Genomic DNA, 16,508 nt, shown 5'->3' with positions numbered 1-16,508 from the left:
CCCGCGTGAGACTCCGGGACGAAAAAAAGAGTGCAATGAGAGTCTCATTCGGGCGGAATTGTTCAGCGAAAACAGTGGTCGTCGAATTTCGAGTGCAATGTGGCGTCTCCCTTCCTTGTCGCGGCTCGGGGCCGATGGAGAGGCATTGTAGGGGCACCGGAAAGCAGGCTGGCGAAATAAGGGTGTTTGGCGCGCTGGTCCCTTGTGCAGCAAGGGAGTGGGCGCGGGAAATGCGGGATTATCGGCCCCTCTCCCGTTGGGAGAGGCCTGCGAGCAGCGGGATGCGGAGCAGACCGCTTCTTTGCGCGCAGGGTGAGGGTTGGGTGGTGGCCTTCTGATCCGCTCGCCCCTCATCCTCCCGCGCAAGGACGGATGCTGGCGCATCCGTGCGCGGGTTCCCCCCTTCTCCCATTGGGAGAAGGAAAGTGGTCAGGCCCGGTTGAGGCGTTTGAGTTCGCTGGCGCCGTAGAACCGGGGCTCGAGGCCGGGCATCCAGGCGAGCTTGCCGAGGCCGCGGGCGGCGCGGTCCATCCAGAAGGCGCGGCGGGAGTGGCCGATCAGGGTCATGACCAGGGCGGTGGCGCCGAACACGGCGGCCTGGGCGGCGCCGACGATCATCCAGCGGGCGACGGCGGGCCAGTTCTTCTCCCTGGCCGCGGTCTGGGACGGCCCCTGGCCGTAGGCGAAGGCGCGGGTCAGGGCGTAGCGCAGGGTGGCGCGGTGGGGCGGGGCGAACTCCTCGACACAGGCGTCGGCGGCCCAGCCGAAGCGGCCGCCGCGCGCGGCCAGACCCGCGAACAGGGCGTCGTCCTCGCCGCCGGACTGATCCGCCGAAACGTCGAAGGGCGCGGCGCCGGGCAGGGCCGTGGCGCGGGTCATCAGGGAGGCCCCGCAGCCGTAGGCGTGATCGATCAGGCCGCTTCTGGCCGGGCCCTCGCGGCCGAAGAACCGCTCCAGATAGGGCTTGAGCCAGACCGGCGCGCCCTCGGCGCGGCCGTGGATGGGGCTGAAGGTGACGTCGGCGCCGGAGGCCTCGTGGGCCACGATGATGCGCGCGAGCCAGTCGGGGGCCGCGGCCTCGTCGTCGTCGAGGAAGGCGATCAGGGAGGCGTCGGTCGCGCGCAGGGCGGCGTTGCGCGCGGTGGCCACGCCGGGCGTGGGCACGTGGATATAGACCAAAGGCCAGGGGCTGTGGGCGCGCAGGGCCTCGACCCGGTCGCGGGCGGAGCCCTCGGGGTCGTTGTCGGCGATGACGATCTCGCACACCCGGTCGGCCACCCGCGCTTGCGCGAACAGGGAGCGCAGCGCGCGCTCCAGACTGTCGGGGCGGCGCAGGGTGGGGACGATGACGGCCACGTCGTGGGTCATGACAGCACCTCGCCCACCGTCCGGATGGCCGCGCCGCGCGCCCGGGCGTGGGCTACGATGCGCGCCAGCGCGGCGGGGGTGCAGCCGTATTTCGACGGATTGTCGCGCACATCGTGGGTGTAGAGGATGACCCAGGCGCCCTGATCCACCGCGCGGTCGATCCAGCGCATGGCCTCGGCCTCGCCGTCCGGACCCTCGATGCCCACGGCGGGCAGCTGGTTCAGGTCGGAGCCGTTCCTGACGATGCCCGAGTGGACGGCGCGCAGGGAGCCGTAGCGGCCTTTCAGCGCCGCCTTGGCCTGGGGCGAGACCTCGCCATAGGGATAGGCGAAATGGCGGGGCGGTGCGCCGAAGGCGGTCAGGGCTTCGGCGTTGCGGTCGGCGTCGGCGCCGATGGCGGCTTCACCCGACAGGCCGCAGTCCAGATGGGACCAGGTGTGGCAGGCGATCTCGTGGCCGGCGTCGGCCAGACGGGCGATCTCTGCGGTATTGGCGTAGCGGCCCATGTCGCCCGGCTGATCGAACAGGCCGGCGCAGACATAGTAGGTGCCGTGCGCTCCGGCTTTCTCGAGAATGGCTGCGCCCGTCTCGGCGCCCGAAATCGGCACATCGTCGAAGGTGAAGCTGACCACGGAGCCAGTGTGGGACAGGCGGGCTGGGCGACGGTGCATGAGGCGCACGACGCGGCGGCGCACCTTGCCAAACAGGCTGGAGTCGGCGTTGTAGGGCTGGGCCTGGGTTTGCTGCATCAGACGGCCTCCGCATAGAGGGCGGCCCGGTAGAGCCGCAGCGAGAAGGCGCGCGGGCCGGCGGGCAGCCAGTCGGTCATCGCCACGGTCTTCAGCAAGGGCCGGGCCAGGCCCATGCCCGGGGCGCGCTTGAGCAGGCGGGCGGCCTTGTAGCTGGGATAGGTGGAGACGATGTCAGGGTGGCGGGCGACCACGCGGGCGAAATTGGGCGCGGACTGTTCGTATTTGGCGGCCAGGGCCCCGGCGGTGTCCAGACCCATGTGGGTGGCCGGGTTGTCCAGATGGACCACGCGGAAGCGGCGCGACACGCGCATGGCCCACTCCACGTCCTCCCAGCCCCAGCCGGTGAAGGCGCTGTCGAAGGCCTCGGCCGCAAACACGTCGCGGCGGACCAGCAGGTTGGAGGTGTAGACGTACTTCTCGGGCTGGCGGGCGCGCTCCTGATACGGGACGCATTCGGACCGGGCCGCGAGGGCACGGTGGACGGCGAAGCGCGGCTCGTCCGGGGCCTGCAGCAGGGAGAAGCCGCCGAAGGCGACGGGCGGATCCTCGCTGGCCGCCAGATCGGCCCAGACCTGAAGAAAGCGGCGATGATCCGGCCGCATGTCGCTGTCCAGAAAGAGGAAACTGCCGCCCCGGGCGGCGGCGGCAAGACGGTTGCGGCCTTTGGAACGGCCCTCGTTCCTTTTCAGATCGATCAGGCGGGCGGGCAGGGCCATGGTCTTGATGACGGCCTCGATCCGGGCGACCAGATCGGCGTCGCCGCCGCCGTCGGACAGGACAATGACCTCCACCGAGCGGCCGAGCTGGCCGGCCTCATCGTTGAGGTCGCGCAGCAGGTCGCAGGGGTCGTCCCGGTAGAACGGGATCAGCACCGACAGGGCCGGGCGCTTGCCCCGCCAGCGGGCGTTGGCGACGGTGCGGCTCATGCTTCGGCTCCCCGGGTTCTCCAGGCGGTGAGGAGGCGGCGGCCGGTGTCACGCACCCCGGCGGCGTTGAGGGTCAGGGCGACGACGGCGTAGACCGCGCCGCCGATGGCCGCCTTGGCGATCAGCTCCACCGGGCCGCCCACGGCCGGGATCAGGGACACCACGCCGGCCATGACGGCGCAGGCCACGCCGCAGCGGATCAGGGCCTCCCACGGGATGGGCAGGCGCATGACCGTGCGGCCGATGAGGATGGAGGCGGCAAGGCCCAGGGCGAAGCTGGCCGCCGTGGCCCAGGCCGCGCCCAGCACGCCGAAGCGGGGGATCAGCATCAGGTTGAGGATGACGTTGGCGAGGGCGGGGACCGCCATGGTCAGCAGCATGCGGTCGGTGCGGTGGCCGAGGGTGAAGACCTGATTGAAATAATAGACCGTCACGCCTGAGAGGGCCGCGCCGAGGGCGATCCAGGGGGTGATGAGGGCGGCGGCGGAGCGCAGGTCCTGGCCGATCAGCACCTCGGCCAGCGGCTGGGCCACCAGCATGACGCCGACGGCGGCGGGCAGGCCCATCAGGACGAACAGGCCCGCCTGCTCCCGCGCGGCGGTCTGAAGGGCCTCGCGACCGCCCCGCTCCAGCGCCATGACCATGGCGGGCGCGCCGGCGGCGCCGAGCCAGATGAACATGACGTCGAGGGTGCGGTTGGCGATGGAATAGCCGGCGTGATAGGCGCCCACCGCCGCTGCGTCCATGAACACGGCCAGCAGGAAGCGGTCGGTGGAGGCCAGCACCAGCGACAGGATCAGCGACGCGGCGATGGGATAGCCGAATGTGGCGTAGCGCCTGAGCCGGGCCGGGTCGGGCCGTCCGCCCCGGGCGTGCTTCAGCTCGCCGGGCAGGATGAAGGGCAGGGCGAACAGGGGGGCGAGGAGCAGGCCCAGCAGGGGCGCCGCGCCGCCGAGACCGGCAAGGGCGAAGATGACGCCGATCAGGAAGCCGCCGATGACGGTGGCCATGTCGAGGCCGGCGGCCTTTGACACCTCGCCCGAGGCGCGGAACCGCTCCTGCGCCAGCTTGGCGAAACAGCGGACCGGCACGCCGATCAGGGCGACGCCGAGGGCCAGGCGGAAGGCGGGCTCCACCGGCCACAGCATGACGCCGAGGATGACCAGCGGAATGAAGGCGGCGGACAGCCAGAAGGCGGCGCGGTACAGGCTGGCGAAATGGTCGGCGAGGCCGGTTTCGGGGGTCTCGGCGGCCCAGTAGCGGGCCATGGCCGCCTCAAGCCAGGTGAACACCGCCACATGGGCCAGGGTGAACACCGAATAGGCCAGGGCGTAGCGGCCGAAATCCTCTGGGCTGAGCAGGCGGGTGAAGACCACGATGGCCAGAAAGCCCACCACGCCCTGCACGATGTTGGCGGGCAGATAGCCCCAGACGCCGCGCCAGAACATCAGCGCACCGCGACCCGGTCGCCCAGCAGCACGGGCACGGTGACGGCCATGATCCACAGGTCCAGCCAGAACGACTGGCGCTCCACATAGTCCACGTCCAGCTGCACCCGACGGCGCACCTCGGCGGCGGTGTGCAGGGGGCCGCGCGAGCCCTTGATGGCGGCCCAGCCGGTCATGCCGGGCTTGATGCGGTGGCGGTGGGCGTATTCGGCCACGAGGCGGGCGGATTCGATCTGGCCGGTCTTCATGCCGATGGCGTGGGGGCGGGGGCCGACCAGCGACATCTCGCCCTTCAGCACATTGATGAGCTGGGGCAGCTCATCGAGGCTGGTGGCGCGCAGGAACCGGCCCACGCGGGTGATGCGGTCGTCGTCGGCGGTGACCTGGCGCGAGGCGGTGGCGTCGGCGGCCTCGTGGCGCATGCTGCGGAATTTCCACACCACGATCTCTTCGTTGTTGAAGCCGTGGCGGCGCTGGCGGAACAGGATCGGGCCGGGGCTGTCCAGCCGCACCATCAGGGCGACGACGGCGAACACCGGCATCAGGCCGATCAGCATCAGCCCGCCGATGATCAGGTCCTGCAACCGCTTGTTGAAGGCGGCGCGGTCCGGGTCGGGGTTGCTGAGCGAGGCCAGGGGCGCGCGGGCCAGCTTCTCCAGCGCGGCGTTGCGGTCTTCGGCCGCCTTCGGGTCCACCAGCAGGGTGACCTCGTTGGGCAGACCGCCGAGGCGGCGCATCAGGTCGCGCACCCGCTCGCGGGCGGCGGGATCCACGGCCAGCACGATGTGATCCACATAGGGGGTCATGCGGTGGGTCAGCAGGGCCTCGGTGTCGCCCAGCACCGGCACGCCCTCGACGCTGTCGGGCGAGCGGGCCAGCCGGTCATCGAACACCCCCAGCACGTTCAGGTCGCGGCGTTGCAGGGCCTCGCGGATCAGCTTTTCGGCGTGTTTGGTGGCGCCGACCACCACCACATTGGGGGTCAGGGTCCCGTCGGCGCGCCAGCCCCGGACCCGCTCGCACCAGACCATGTGCAGGCCGTACAGGACGATGAGATTGAGGCCGCTCCACACCAGAACGGCCCCGGTGAGGGCGGGCGCGAGGAGGACCGCGAGCAGCACGGCGACCAGCCCGGCGCCGGCCGCCGAGGCGCTGACCAGCCCCATGTGCACCACCAGCCGCCGGTTGCGGGAGAAGCCATAGACGCCGGACCCCTTCAACGCCGCCAGCAGGACGACGGCGCCGATGACGAAGGGCATGATGGCTGACAGAGGTGCGCCCAGCAGGCCGGAGGGGCTGACCACCGCAGCGCATAACAGGGTCAGGGCGATCACCGCGAGACCGTCGATGGCGCGGAACCAGTGGGCGGCGAGGCGCGAGGCGTGGCGCTGGCGCGCGTTCAGCCAGACCTCGGGCCGGAAGGGGCCGCGCCGGGCGCGGGCGTCTGACGCCTTGCCCGCGCCACGCGCCACGGCCCCGGAGGCCAGGGCCTGAAGACCGGCGGCGTCGAGGGTTGCGGGCGCGTCCGCAGCGGGCGCGTCGTCGGGTCTGGTCTGGGTCGAGAGCATGGCGGCCATTCTGGTCAGGCCGTCAGAAAACCATTCCGCCGTGGATTTCGCGTTAACGTCGCAAACCCGGATTGCGTCGGCGCGCACGAGCCGCTATCGGAGCCGAACCGGAGACGTGGCCGAGTGGCTGAAGGCAACGGTTTGCTAAATCGTCGTACCCTGTAAGGGGTACCGAGGGTTCGAATCCCTCCGTCTCCGCCATCCTGCTTCGCGCTGCACGCTGCGCAGGACGGGCCCTCCGGGCCCCGCCAGCGATTCCGGTGAACTTCCTTCGCCCTTCGCTGTTGACGCAGCATGAACCCTCTCAACCTGCTCCCCTCCGTCCTCATCGGCGCGGTCGCCAGTGCGCGGTCCATGACGCCCATGGCCGCCATCGCCGGCGCGCGGCTGATGCGGCGCAGGACGCCGGGGCGGCTGTTGTTGCTGGATCATCCGCTGTTCAAGGGCGGGGCCCTGTTCATGGGCGTTGGCGAGCTGCTGGGCGACAAGATGCGCTCGGCGCCGGACCGGACGGTGTTTCTGGGCCTGCTGGCGCGGGTGATGAGCGCCGGCATCGCCGGGGCGGCCCTGGCGCCGCGCGGCCATGAGCGGCTGGGGGCCGGGCTGGCGGTCGGGACAGCCGTGCCGCTGGCCTACGCCACCCTGGCGGGGCGCAAGGCGGGCATCCGGCGGATCGGGCAGACCCGCAGCGGCCTGATCGAGGACGCGCTGATCGTTGCGGCCGGCGTGGCCGTGGTGGCGCTGGCGGTGCGGGGCGGGCGACGAGCGTAGACCCGCCGCCGCGCCGCTACTTCACCGGCGGGGCGATGTAGGCCTCGACGTCGATCTCGTTCTCCCACTTGCCGACGACGGTGGCGACGGCCAGGTCGCTGATGACGTTGGTCACGGTGCGGGTCATGTCGAGGATGCGGTCGAACGGCAGGACGAAGCCCACCAGCAGGGCGGTCTGCATCGGATCGACGCCGATCCCCTGAAGCACCGCCGCCAGCATGAACAGCGAGGCCGAGGGGACGGGGGCGGTGCCGATGGACACCAGCAGGGTCGTGATCACGATCAGGGCGTAGTCGGACGCGCTGAGGGTGATGCCGAAGGCCTGGGCGGCGAAGACGGCGAGGATGCCGATGTACAGGGCGGTGCCGTCCATGGACACGGTCATGCCCAGCGGCAGGACGGTGGAGAAGACCGGCTTCTTGATGCCCAGATTCTGCTCGGCCACCGCCATGGTCACCGGCAGGGTGGCCGAGGACGAGGAGGTGGAGAAGGCCACCAGCCCCGCGTCGGTCACGTCGCGGAAGAACGGCCAGGCCGGAAGCCGGGCGAACAGCTTGATGATCCCCCCATGGAAAACAAGGATCTGGACCATACAGCCGACCACGACGCACAGGGCCAGCAGGGCCACATTGACGAAGGCGGACAGGCCCGTGGTGCCCATGACCCAGGCGATCAGGGCGAAGACGCCGAAGGGCGCCACTTCCATGATGAAGCCGACCAGCTTGAGCATGGCTTCGGACGCGGAGTTGAACACGTCGGCCAGCGGCTTGCCCGCCTCGCCGGAAACCAGAATGGCCGCGCCCAGAAGCAGGGCGAAGAAGATCACCGCCAGAATCTGGCCCGAGGCCAGGGCCGCGATGGGATTGGTCGGCACGATCATCTCGATCATGCCCGCGAACGGCTGGGCCGCCTCAAGACCTTCGCGGGGAATCGCGTCCGAGAAGTCCACACCGGCGCCGGGCTGGATGAGGAGCGCCAGGGTTATGCCGACCGTGATGGCCGTCAGGCTGGTGAGCACGTAAAGCGACACCGCCTTCACCCCGATGGAGCCTAGACGTTTGGGGTCGCTGAGGCTGATCACGCCGGAGACGATGGTGACAAACACCAGCGGCGCCACGACCATCTGGATCAGACGCACGAACAGGTCGCCCAGCCAGCGGATCTGGCCGGCGCCTTCGCCCCAGATCAGGCCGACGATGACGCCCAGGACCAGCGCCAGCAGGATGCGCTTCCACAGCACGACCCCGAACCAGTAGCGGTGTGCAAGGCTGCGCGGACGTTCGTCAACGGAGTCGCTGTCCAGGGTCATGCAGTCGTCCTGAGTCTTGAAACCATGGTGAGGAGAAGGGCGGCGCGCCTCAGCCCTCCGGCGGCTGCGCGGCCTTCACGGATGCACCGGCGTCAGCAAGGACGACGGCCCCCGAACGCATCCAATGCGGTCATGAAGCAGATGTGACCGCCCGAACGCAAGACGGACTGTGTGGCGACTGGAACAAAGGAAGAACGCGTGCCATTGTCCCCGCATGGACGAGAAGCTCTCGAAAAAACTCAGAATTCTGGCTGACGCCGCCAAGTACGACGCCTCGTGCGCGTCGTCGGGGGCGAAGAAGCGCAAGGCGCCGCCCGGCGGGCTGGGGTCCACCACAGGGGCCGGCATCTGCCACGCCTATACGCCGGACGGGCGCTGCGTCTCGCTGCTCAAGGTGCTGCTGACCAACTACTGCCTGTTCGACTGCGCCTATTGCATCAACCGGCGCTCCTCCAACACGCCCCGCGCGCGGTTCACGGTGGAGGAGGTGGTGCGGCTGACGGTCGAGTTCTATCGCCGGAACTACATCGAGGGGCTGTTCCTGTCGTCGGGCATTATCCGCTCGCCGGACCACACCATGGAGGAACTGGTGCGGGTGGCCAAATCGCTGCGTCAGGACCACGGATTCGCCGGCTACATCCATCTGAAGACCATACCGGAGGCCAGTCCCTGGCTGATCGAACAGGCGGGGCTGTGGGCGGACCGGCTGTCCATCAATGTGGAGCTGCCCACCGATGCGGGGCTGAAGGCGTTTGCGCCGGAAAAGGACAGCGGGACCATCCGCCAGGCCATGGGCCAGATGCGCGAGCGGATCACGGAGGCGAAGGCGGAGCGGCGGCGGTTCTCGCCCGCCGGACAAAGCACCCAGGTGATCGTGGGCGCCGATGCGGCGACGGATGCGGACGTGCTGCAGTCCTCGGCGCGCATGTACGGGGATTACGGGCTCAAGCGGGTCTATTATTCGGCCTTCAGTCCCATTCCGGAGGCCAGCGCCGCCCTGCCCATCAAGGCGCCGCCGCTGCAGCGGGAGAACCGGCTGTATCAGGCGGACTGGCTGCTGCGGTTCTATGGCTTCACGCCGCTCGAAGTAGCCGAGGGCGGGGACGGCGGCATGCTGGATCTGGAGATCGATCCCAAGCTGGCCTGGGCGCTGAAGAACCGGGACCGCTTTCCCGCCGATGTGAACACGGCGGATCGGGAGTTGCTATTGCGGGTGCCGGGGCTGGGGGTTCGGGCGGTGGACCGCATTCTGAAGGCGCGGCGGCACACGCGGCTGGGCATGGCGGATCTGGCGCGGCTGTCGCCGGCGCTGAAGCGGGCGCGGCCCTTCCTGATCGCCTCGGACCACAGCCCCCTGAAGCTGACCGACCGGGCGGACCTGCGCGAGATGCTGACGCCGCCGGCGCGGCAGCTGAGCCTGTTCTGATGGACTGGGCGGTGGCCCTGGCGCCGGGCGCTGATCTGGACGGATTTCGCCGGGCGGCGCGCGGGCTGGTGGCGGCGGAGGCGAAGCCAGAGGCGGTGGACTGGAGCGGGAGCGCCCTGTTCGGCCAGGCGCCGCCGGACGGCCCGCCGCTGATCCTGCCGCGCCGGGCCGGGGCGCTGATCCAGTCGTGCGTGCGCCACGCGGACCCGCAGCGGTTCGCCCTGTTGTACCAGCTGGTCTGGCGCATCCACCGGGGTGAGCGGGCGCTGGCCGAGATCGCCAGCGATCCGCTGGTCCACCGGCTGGAGCAGATGGACAAGGCGGTGCGGCGCGAGATCCACAAGATGCACGCCTTTGTCCGCTTTCGCCGCATTGAGGGGGAGGGGGGCGAGCGGTTCGCCGCCTGGTTCGAGCCGGAGCATTTCGTGCTGGAGTCGGCGGCGCCGTTCTTCGTGGACCGGTTTCGCTCCATGCGCTGGTCGATCCTGACGCCGCTGGGGTCGGTTTGCTGGGACGGGGCGGCGCTGAGCTTCGGTCCGCCCGCGCGGCGGGAGGATGCGCCCGACGGCGACCCGTTCGAGGACGGCTGGCGCGCCTATTACGAGAGCACCTTCAATCCGGCGCGGGTCAATCCGCGCATGATGGCGTCGGAGATGCCGCGCCGATACTGGCGCAACCTGCCCGAGGCCGCGTCGATCCCCGAGCTGATCCGGGGCGCGCCGGCGCGGGTGCGCGAGATGATCGAGCGGGAGGCGTCGACGCCTCTCAAGCGCAACCCCGAGAAGGCGGTGGCCGCCATGGCGGACCAGAAGCCGACGACGCTGGAGGCGCTGAACCGCATCATCGCGGCGGCGGACCCGTTTGTCAGCGGGGGCGTGCGGGCGGTGCGGGGGGAGGGGCCGCTGACCCCCGCCATCGCTCTGGTGGGCGAGCAGCCGGGGGATCAGGAGGATGTGCAGGGACGGCCCTTCGTGGGGCCGGCGGGGCAGTTGCTGGACCGGGCGCTGGCCGAGGCCGGACTGGATCGGGCGGACCTGTACGTCACCAATGCGGTCAAGCATTTCAAGTTCGTGCAGGACGGCAAGCGGCGGCTGCACAAGTCGCCCACGGCGGGGGAGGTGAAGCACTATCGATGGTGGCTGGACAAGGAACTGGAGCTGGTGCGGCCCCGCGTGATCGTGGCCCTGGGCGCCACGGCGGCCCTGGCCCTGACCGGGAAGCCGCAGCCGATCATCCGATGCCGGGGAGAGGCCCGCTTCGACAATCGCCGCGGGGTGATCACCTACCACCCGTCCTATCTGCTGCGGGTCCCGGACCCCGCAGTGAAGGCGGCGGCCCACGCTCAGTTCGTCGACGACCTGCGTCTGGCCCGGACGCTGGCGGGGTGAGCGCCTCACGAAACTGTTGCGGTCTTGACGCTAGGTGATCTTGTGGCCCGCCGCGCCGGGGGCTACCCATCGCATCAAACCTAGAACAAGGGAGACGACCATGGCCGATCTGGCTTCCGTTACCGAACATATCCGCAGCGCCGTCGGCGAGAACTCGGGTCTGGGCAAGACCGTCAAGATCGACCTGGGCGACACCGGCCAGATCTACATCGACGGCGCCTCGGTCCCGAACACCGTGACCAATGAGGACAAGCCCGCCGACGCCGTCGTGACCATCAGCTGGGATGACTTCATGGCCCTGTCGGAAGGCAAGCTGGATCCCATGATGGCCTTCATGCAGGGCAAGCTGAAGATCGCCGGCGACATGATGATCGCCCAGAAGCTGGCCCCGCTGCTGAAGCGCTAAGGCTTAAGCGCCAGAACATTCTCCCTCCCCGTACGGGGAGGGCGGTCGCGAAGCGACCGGGTGGGGAGGGCTCGGCGAAAGGCCCGCGCTTTTTCGCTTGAGGCGTCCCCACCCCGTCATCGCTCCGCGCTGACGACCCTCCCCCGCAGGGGGAGGGAGATAACGGAGCCTGACCTCATGCATTTCCAGCATTCCGACCGCGCGCTTGACTGGCAGGATCGCCTGAAGCGCTTCATGGACGCGCGCGTCCTGCCCGCCGCCGCCGACTACTGGGCCGAGGTGCGGGCCGAGCCCAAGACCCAGCCGCACACCATGGAGCGGCTCAAGGCCGAGGCGAGGGCGGAGGGGTTGTGGAACCTGTTCCTGCCCGGCGAGGACGGCGCGGGCCTGACCAATATGGAGTATGCGCCGCTGGCCGAGATCATGGGCCGGGCGCTGTGGTCGGCGGAGGTGTTCAACTGCAACGCCCCCGACACCGGCAACATGGAAGTGCTGCACATGTTCGGGGACGCGGCCCAGCAGGATCGCTGGCTGAAGCCCCTGCTGGCCGGCGAGATCCGCTCGGCCTTCCTGATGACCGAGCCGGAAGTGGCCTCGTCGGACGCCACCAACATCCAGACCCGCATCGAGCGGGACGGCGATCACTATGTGGTCAACGGGCGCAAGTGGTGGTCCACCAACATGGCGCACCCGAATCTGGCCGTGACCATCGTCATGGGCAAGACGGATCCGGACGCCTCCACCCACGCCCAGCAGTCCATGGTCATCGTACCGGCGGACACGCCCGGTTTCCGGGTGGAGCGGATGCTGACGGTGTTCGGCTATGACGAGGTTCCCATCGGCCACGCCGAGGTGGTGCTGGAGAACGTGCGCGTTCCGGCCGAGAACCTGATCGCGGGCGAGGGCCGGGGCTTCGAGATCGCCCAGGGGCGGCTGGGGCCGGGCCGCATCCACCACTGCATGCGGACCATCGGCTGTGCGGAGGCGGCGCTGGAGCTGATGGTCGGCCGGCTTCTGACCCGCACCGCCTTCCGCAAGACCATCGCCGAGCATTCGGTGTGGGAGCAACGGGTGGGCGAGGCGCGCACCAATATCGAGATGTGCCGCCTGCTGGTTATGAAGGCCGCCTGGATGATGGACGAGGTAGGGGTCAAGAACGCCCGATCCGAAATCGCCCAGATCAAGGTGGCGGCGCCGAAGATGGCGCTGCAGGTCATCGATGACGCCATACAGGCGTTCGGCGGGGCGGGCGTGTCGGGCGACACCGATCTGGCGGCCATGTACGCCATGGTCCGCACCCTGCGCATCGCCGACGGCCCGGACGAGGTCCACAACCGCACCATCGCGCGGCTGGAATACGCCAGGCACGCTGTGAAATAGGCGGACCGTCGTTCCCTCATCTGTCCGCGACACGGGCGGCGGATCGTGTCAGGCTTGGCCATTGCAGCGCGTCGGGGGACGGTTTGGCCAAAGACTCGGAAAAGCGCGGGAAAACCGCGCCCATGCGCGCCGACGCGGTGCTGAAGGCGGCTGTCCGCCGAATCGAAGCCGAGGGGACGCCCGTGTTTCTGGAAGACCATGCCCGGCGGCTCAGCGGCGCGCCGTCGGCAAAGGGCGACAAAAGAAACTAGGCGGGCGCAGCTAGGCGGCGTCTTCCATCTCGCGGTCTATGCCCATGATCTGCGCCAGACGGTTGCGCGCCCGGTTGACCCTGCTCTTGATGGTGCCCAGGGCGCAGCCCGCGATCTCGGCGGCCTCTTCGTAGGACAGGCCTGCCGCGCCGACCATGATCAGCGCCTCGCGGTGCTCCGGCGGCAAACGGTTCAGGGCGGCCTGAAGCTGGTGCAACTCCACGGACCATTCCTGGGACGGCTGGCTGGTCAGGGTGGCGGCCATCTTGCCGTCCTCGTCCGCCGTCTCGCGACGGTGCTTGGAGAGTGCGGTGTACCAGCTGTTGCGCAGGATGGTGAAAAGCCAGGCGCGCAGATTGGTGCCGGGCTGGAACTTGTCGCGATGGGTCCACGCCTTGGTCAGGGTCTCCTGCACCATGTCGTCGGCGTCGGACGGGTCGCGTGACAGGGACCAGGCGAAGGCGCGCAGGGACGGGATCAAGGCGATGACCTGTTCGCGCCACGCCGCGGGCTCAGCGATGCCGGTGTCAGTCTCAGCGTCCTCTTCAGGGCGCGAATCAACAACAGACGCGCGAGCGGACATGGGCGCAACCTTGCGGACAGGAACGAGGACCGCCACATCCGGCGGACGATGCTGAGAACGCGAGGCCAAACAGAGTGTTCCGGCCGCTCGGCACATTTGGGGAACGCGCCTGAAGCCGGGGAGTTAGACTTCAGGCGGAAGGGCGAATGGACGTTCAGCACATGGGGGGCGTCACGCCATGACCATCGCCAGCAGGATCGACGGCGCATCCCGTCAGGACACGGATCGCTACCGCGCCGTGCGTTCGCGCATGACCGATCTGGCCGCCGGATTGTCCGCCGAGGACCTGGGCGCCCAGTCCATGGCCGACGCCAGCCCGGGCAAGTGGCACCTGGCCCACACCAGCTGGTTCTTCGAGGTGATGCTGCTGGCCCGACGGCCCGGTTATCAGCCGGTGGACGAGCGTTTCGGGCGGCTGTTCAACTCCTACTATGAGGCGCTGGGGGCGAGGGTGGCGCGGCCGAGCCGGGGCCTGATGACGCGCCCGTCGCTGGACGAGGTGCTGGCCTATCGCCGCGAGATCGACCGTCGCATGATCGCCTTTCTGGGCGAGGGGCTGGCGGATCCGCACGAGCGTTATCTGTTCGACCTGGGCCTGAATCACGACCAGCAACATCAGGAGCTGTTCCTGACCGACCTGCTGCATCTGATGTCCTGCTCGCCGCTGGAGCCGGCGGCCTACGCTGCCGAGCCGGACGGACCGCAGGCGGCAAGCGCGGATCGGGGATGGACGGATTTCGACGGCGGGCTCGTCAGCGCGGGCCACGACGGTGCGGGCTTCGCCTTCGACAATGAGGGGCCGGCGCACCCGGTCATGCTGGCGCCGTACCGGATCGCCCGGTCGCTGGTGACCAATGGCGACTGGCTGGGCTTCATGGCCGACGGCGGTTATCGCCGGCCCGAGCTTTGGCTGGCCGACGGGTGGGTGGCGGTTCAGGCCCACGGCTGGACCGCGCCCGATTACTGGCGCGGCGAGGGGGACGACTGGCGGGTCTTCACCCTGGCGGGCCCTCAGGCCATTGATTCCCACGCCCCGGTGCGCCACGTCAGCTTCTACGAGGCCGACGCCTTCGCCCGCTGGTCCGGCAAGCGTCTGCCCACCGAGTTCGAGTGGGAGCACGCGGCGGGGCAGGGGGCGCTGGACAACGCCTTCGATCAGGTCTGGCAATGGACCGGCAGCGCCTACCTGCCCTATCCCGGCTTTCGCGCCACGGGGGGCACGGCGGCCGAGTACAACGGCAAGTTCATGGCCAACCAGATGGTGGCGCGCGGCGGCTCCTGGGCCACGGCGGCGGAGCATTCGCGGGCGACCTACCGCAACTTTTTCTATCCGCACCAGAGGTGGCAACTTATGGGACTGAGACTGGCCGAGGACGCGCCCGCGCGACGCTCGCAAGGGACCGATGATCTGGAGCCGTTCGCCCGGGCCTTGATCGAGGGGCTGTCCGCCTCGCCCAAGGCCATGTCGCCGAAGTGGTTCTATGACGCGGCCGGTTCGCGCCTGTTCGAGGACATCACCCGCCTGCCGGAATACTATCCGACCCGGCAGGAAGCGGCCCTGCTGGAAGAGGTCTCACCACGGCTGGCCGAGGCCATCGGCGAGGACGCGGTGCTGGTAGAATTCGGCAGCGGGGCCAGCGAGAAGACCGAGGTGCTGCTGGACGCCGCTTCCGGCGTGGCCGCCTATGTGCCCATCGACATCAGCCAGACGGCGCTGGAGGCGGCGGCCGTCCGGATCCGGGCGCGTTATCCCAGGCTGGATGTCCGACCCGTGGAGGGCGACTTCCTGCATCCGGCGGCGCTGCCGGACGGCCTGCCGGGGGGGTGTCGCGTCGGCTTCTTCCCGGGCTCGACCATCGGCAATCTGGACCCGGAGGAGGCGCGAGCGTTCCTGACGGACGCGCGCGCCATGCTGGGGGAGGGCGCCTTGTTCATCCTGGGCGTGGATCTGGTCAAGGACCCTGCGGTGCTGATCGCCGCCTATGACGATTCAGCCGGGGTGACGGCGGCGTTCAATCTCAATCTTCTGGAGCGGGCGAACACCGAGGCGGACGCGGGCTTCGATCTGTCGGCCTTTGAGCATCTGGCGCTCTGGAATGAAGACGAGTCGCGTATCGAGATGCATCTGCGTGCACGCCGCGATCAGGTCGTGACGGCAGCGGGGTGCAAGTTCCGGTTCCGCGAGGGCGAAACCATTCACACCGAGAACTCGCGCAAATTCACGCCGGACCGGGTGACGGCGCTGGCGGAGTCTGCAGGATGGAGGGTGCGGGATCTGTACGTCGGCCCCGAGCCCAGCGTTGCGCTGGTGCTGCTCGGGGCCTGATCGTCAGCGGCAGAGCCGGATCAGCCCTGGGCGTTCTTCTCGGGCTTGCGGGCGCCGTGAGACGCCTCACCGCCCTTGCGGCCGGCCTGTGCGGCCAGGCTGCGGTCCTGGGAGAAGCTGCGCTTCTCGCTGGGGACGCTGGCGCCGCCCTTGCGGGCGATTTCGCGCTGACGTTCGGGATCCATGGACGCGAAGCCGCGCTTGGATACGCCGGACGCGCGCGGGGTCTGTCCTTCAGCCATGTCGGGGGCTCCTTTCGGTTCGCCTGTCAGGCGTGCTTTGCTGTTGAAAACTGAACCCCGGGCCCCCGCCATGGTTCCGCTTGCGGATCGTAATTCGCGGGTCGTCAGTCGTGAGGCCGGGAGTCCCCATCCTCGCCGCCGCCCGGCTCGAGCGGGGGCATTTCGGTGGGCGTATCTGCGGGATCAATCTCCGGGCCGGGAACATTGCCGGGTTCGATCTCGGGGGACGGTCCGCCCGGAGGCGTGGGTTCGATGTAGGTCATGATGATCTCCTTTGTCCGGAGAGCAACGCGCCGCGATCGTGCATGTTCACCGCCAAGCTGGAACCGGCGGCGCCGGCTTCGGGTTGATGGGGCGTCCCATC

The 16,508-nt window shown here is 69.4% G+C and carries 16 protein-coding genes and 1 tRNA gene; 8 read left to right on the top strand and 9 right to left on the bottom strand.

Annotated elements, in window-relative coordinates; all coding sequences use genetic code 11:
- Positions 1–429: 429 nt before the first annotated feature.
- From ACK4SE_RS07250 to ACK4SE_RS07230, 5 genes are read right to left on the bottom strand one after another with little or no spacing between them, the layout of a single operon-like run.
- Positions 430–1,368 carry a glycosyltransferase gene (locus ACK4SE_RS07250; RefSeq protein ID WP_409690533.1) on the bottom strand — a complete coding sequence of 313 codons (939 nt, stop codon included), beginning with the start codon at positions 1,366–1,368 and terminating at the stop codon, positions 430–432.
- Positions 1,365–2,117 carry a polysaccharide deacetylase family protein gene (locus ACK4SE_RS07245; RefSeq protein ID WP_409690530.1) on the bottom strand — a complete coding sequence of 251 codons (753 nt, stop codon included), beginning with the start codon at positions 2,115–2,117 and terminating at the stop codon, positions 1,365–1,367. The genes ACK4SE_RS07250 and ACK4SE_RS07245 overlap by 4 nt, the downstream gene beginning before the upstream one ends.
- On the bottom strand, positions 2,117–3,046 hold the full coding sequence (locus ACK4SE_RS07240; RefSeq protein WP_409690527.1) for a glycosyltransferase family 2 protein: 930 nt from the start codon (positions 3,044–3,046) through the stop codon (positions 2,117–2,119). Before ACK4SE_RS07240 ends, ACK4SE_RS07245 begins: the two co-directional genes overlap by 1 nt.
- Complete coding sequence (locus ACK4SE_RS07235; protein WP_409690524.1) at positions 3,043–4,494, bottom strand: polysaccharide biosynthesis C-terminal domain-containing protein; 1,452 nt, start codon at positions 4,492–4,494, stop codon at positions 3,043–3,045. The genes ACK4SE_RS07240 and ACK4SE_RS07235 overlap by 4 nt, the downstream gene beginning before the upstream one ends.
- Complete coding sequence (locus ACK4SE_RS07230; protein WP_409690521.1) at positions 4,494–6,071, bottom strand: exopolysaccharide biosynthesis polyprenyl glycosylphosphotransferase; 1,578 nt, start codon at positions 6,069–6,071, stop codon at positions 4,494–4,496. Before ACK4SE_RS07230 ends, ACK4SE_RS07235 begins: the two co-directional genes overlap by 1 nt.
- A 100-nt stretch (positions 6,072–6,171) precedes the next feature.
- Between ACK4SE_RS07230 and ACK4SE_RS07225 the strand changes: the two genes are divergently transcribed.
- A tRNA-Ser gene (locus tag ACK4SE_RS07225) sits at positions 6,172–6,263 on the top strand.
- A 93-nt stretch (positions 6,264–6,356) separates the two neighbouring features.
- Positions 6,357–6,833 (top strand): hypothetical protein, encoded by a 477-nt coding sequence (locus ACK4SE_RS07220; RefSeq protein ID WP_409690519.1) that lies wholly within the window; start codon positions 6,357–6,359, stop codon positions 6,831–6,833.
- Positions 6,834–6,849: 16 nt separating this feature from the next.
- Here the strand turns inward: ACK4SE_RS07220 and ACK4SE_RS07215 are convergent, their stop codons facing one another.
- A complete protein-coding gene (locus tag ACK4SE_RS07215) occupies positions 6,850–8,142 on the bottom strand; it encodes a dicarboxylate/amino acid:cation symporter (protein ID WP_409690516.1) in 1,293 nt (430 codons plus the stop codon).
- 214 nt (positions 8,143–8,356) lie between these two features.
- On the opposite strand from ACK4SE_RS07215, the gene ACK4SE_RS07210 reads away from it, so the two are divergent.
- The 5 genes from ACK4SE_RS07210 (at position 8,357) to ACK4SE_RS07190 (ending at position 12,993) form a co-directional block, all read left to right on the top strand.
- Complete coding sequence (locus ACK4SE_RS07210; protein WP_409690513.1) at positions 8,357–9,568, top strand: putative DNA modification/repair radical SAM protein; 1,212 nt, start codon at positions 8,357–8,359, stop codon at positions 9,566–9,568.
- Entirely contained in the window at positions 9,568–10,956 is a 1,389-nt protein-coding gene (locus ACK4SE_RS07205) for a UdgX family uracil-DNA binding protein (protein ID WP_409690510.1), read from the top strand. Before ACK4SE_RS07210 ends, ACK4SE_RS07205 begins: the two co-directional genes overlap by 1 nt.
- 100 nt (positions 10,957–11,056) lie before the next feature.
- A complete protein-coding gene (locus ACK4SE_RS07200; protein ID WP_409690507.1) occupies positions 11,057–11,362 on the top strand; it encodes an SCP2 sterol-binding domain-containing protein in 306 nt (101 codons plus the stop codon).
- A 177-nt stretch (positions 11,363–11,539) separates the two neighbouring features.
- Entirely contained in the window at positions 11,540–12,742 is a 1,203-nt protein-coding gene (locus ACK4SE_RS07195; RefSeq protein WP_409690505.1) for an acyl-CoA dehydrogenase family protein, read from the top strand.
- Between the two features lie 122 nt (positions 12,743–12,864).
- The gene (locus tag ACK4SE_RS07190; RefSeq protein WP_409690502.1) at positions 12,865–12,993 is read left to right on the top strand and encodes a hypothetical protein; all 129 of its coding nucleotides are present in this window, start codon (positions 12,865–12,867) and stop codon (positions 12,991–12,993) included.
- Positions 12,994–13,003: 10 nt separating this feature from the next.
- Here the strand turns inward: ACK4SE_RS07190 and ACK4SE_RS07185 are convergent, their stop codons facing one another.
- Positions 13,004–13,576 (bottom strand): sigma-70 family RNA polymerase sigma factor, encoded by a 573-nt coding sequence (locus ACK4SE_RS07185; RefSeq protein WP_409690499.1) that lies wholly within the window; start codon positions 13,574–13,576, stop codon positions 13,004–13,006.
- A 178-nt stretch (positions 13,577–13,754) separates the two neighbouring features.
- Between ACK4SE_RS07185 and egtB the strand changes: the two genes are divergently transcribed.
- Complete coding sequence (gene egtB, locus ACK4SE_RS07180; RefSeq protein ID WP_409690496.1) at positions 13,755–15,902, top strand: ergothioneine biosynthesis protein EgtB; 2,148 nt, start codon at positions 13,755–13,757, stop codon at positions 15,900–15,902.
- Between the two features lie 20 nt (positions 15,903–15,922).
- Here egtB and ACK4SE_RS07175 read toward each other — a convergent pair whose 3' ends face one another.
- Both ACK4SE_RS07175 and ACK4SE_RS07170 read right to left on the bottom strand, forming a co-directional pair.
- Positions 15,923–16,144, bottom strand: coding sequence for a general stress protein (locus ACK4SE_RS07175; protein ID WP_409690493.1), 222 nt, complete (start codon positions 16,142–16,144; stop codon positions 15,923–15,925).
- A gap of 104 nt (positions 16,145–16,248) precedes the next feature.
- Complete coding sequence (locus ACK4SE_RS07170; RefSeq protein ID WP_409690490.1) at positions 16,249–16,407, bottom strand: hypothetical protein; 159 nt, start codon at positions 16,405–16,407, stop codon at positions 16,249–16,251.
- Between the last annotated feature and the right edge of the window lie 101 nt (positions 16,408–16,508).

Source organism: Brevundimonas sp. (assembly GCF_046293315.1).
Classification (GTDB): domain Bacteria; phylum Pseudomonadota; class Alphaproteobacteria; order Caulobacterales; family Caulobacteraceae; genus Brevundimonas.
This window is presented reverse-complemented; position numbering and strand designations above follow the sequence as displayed.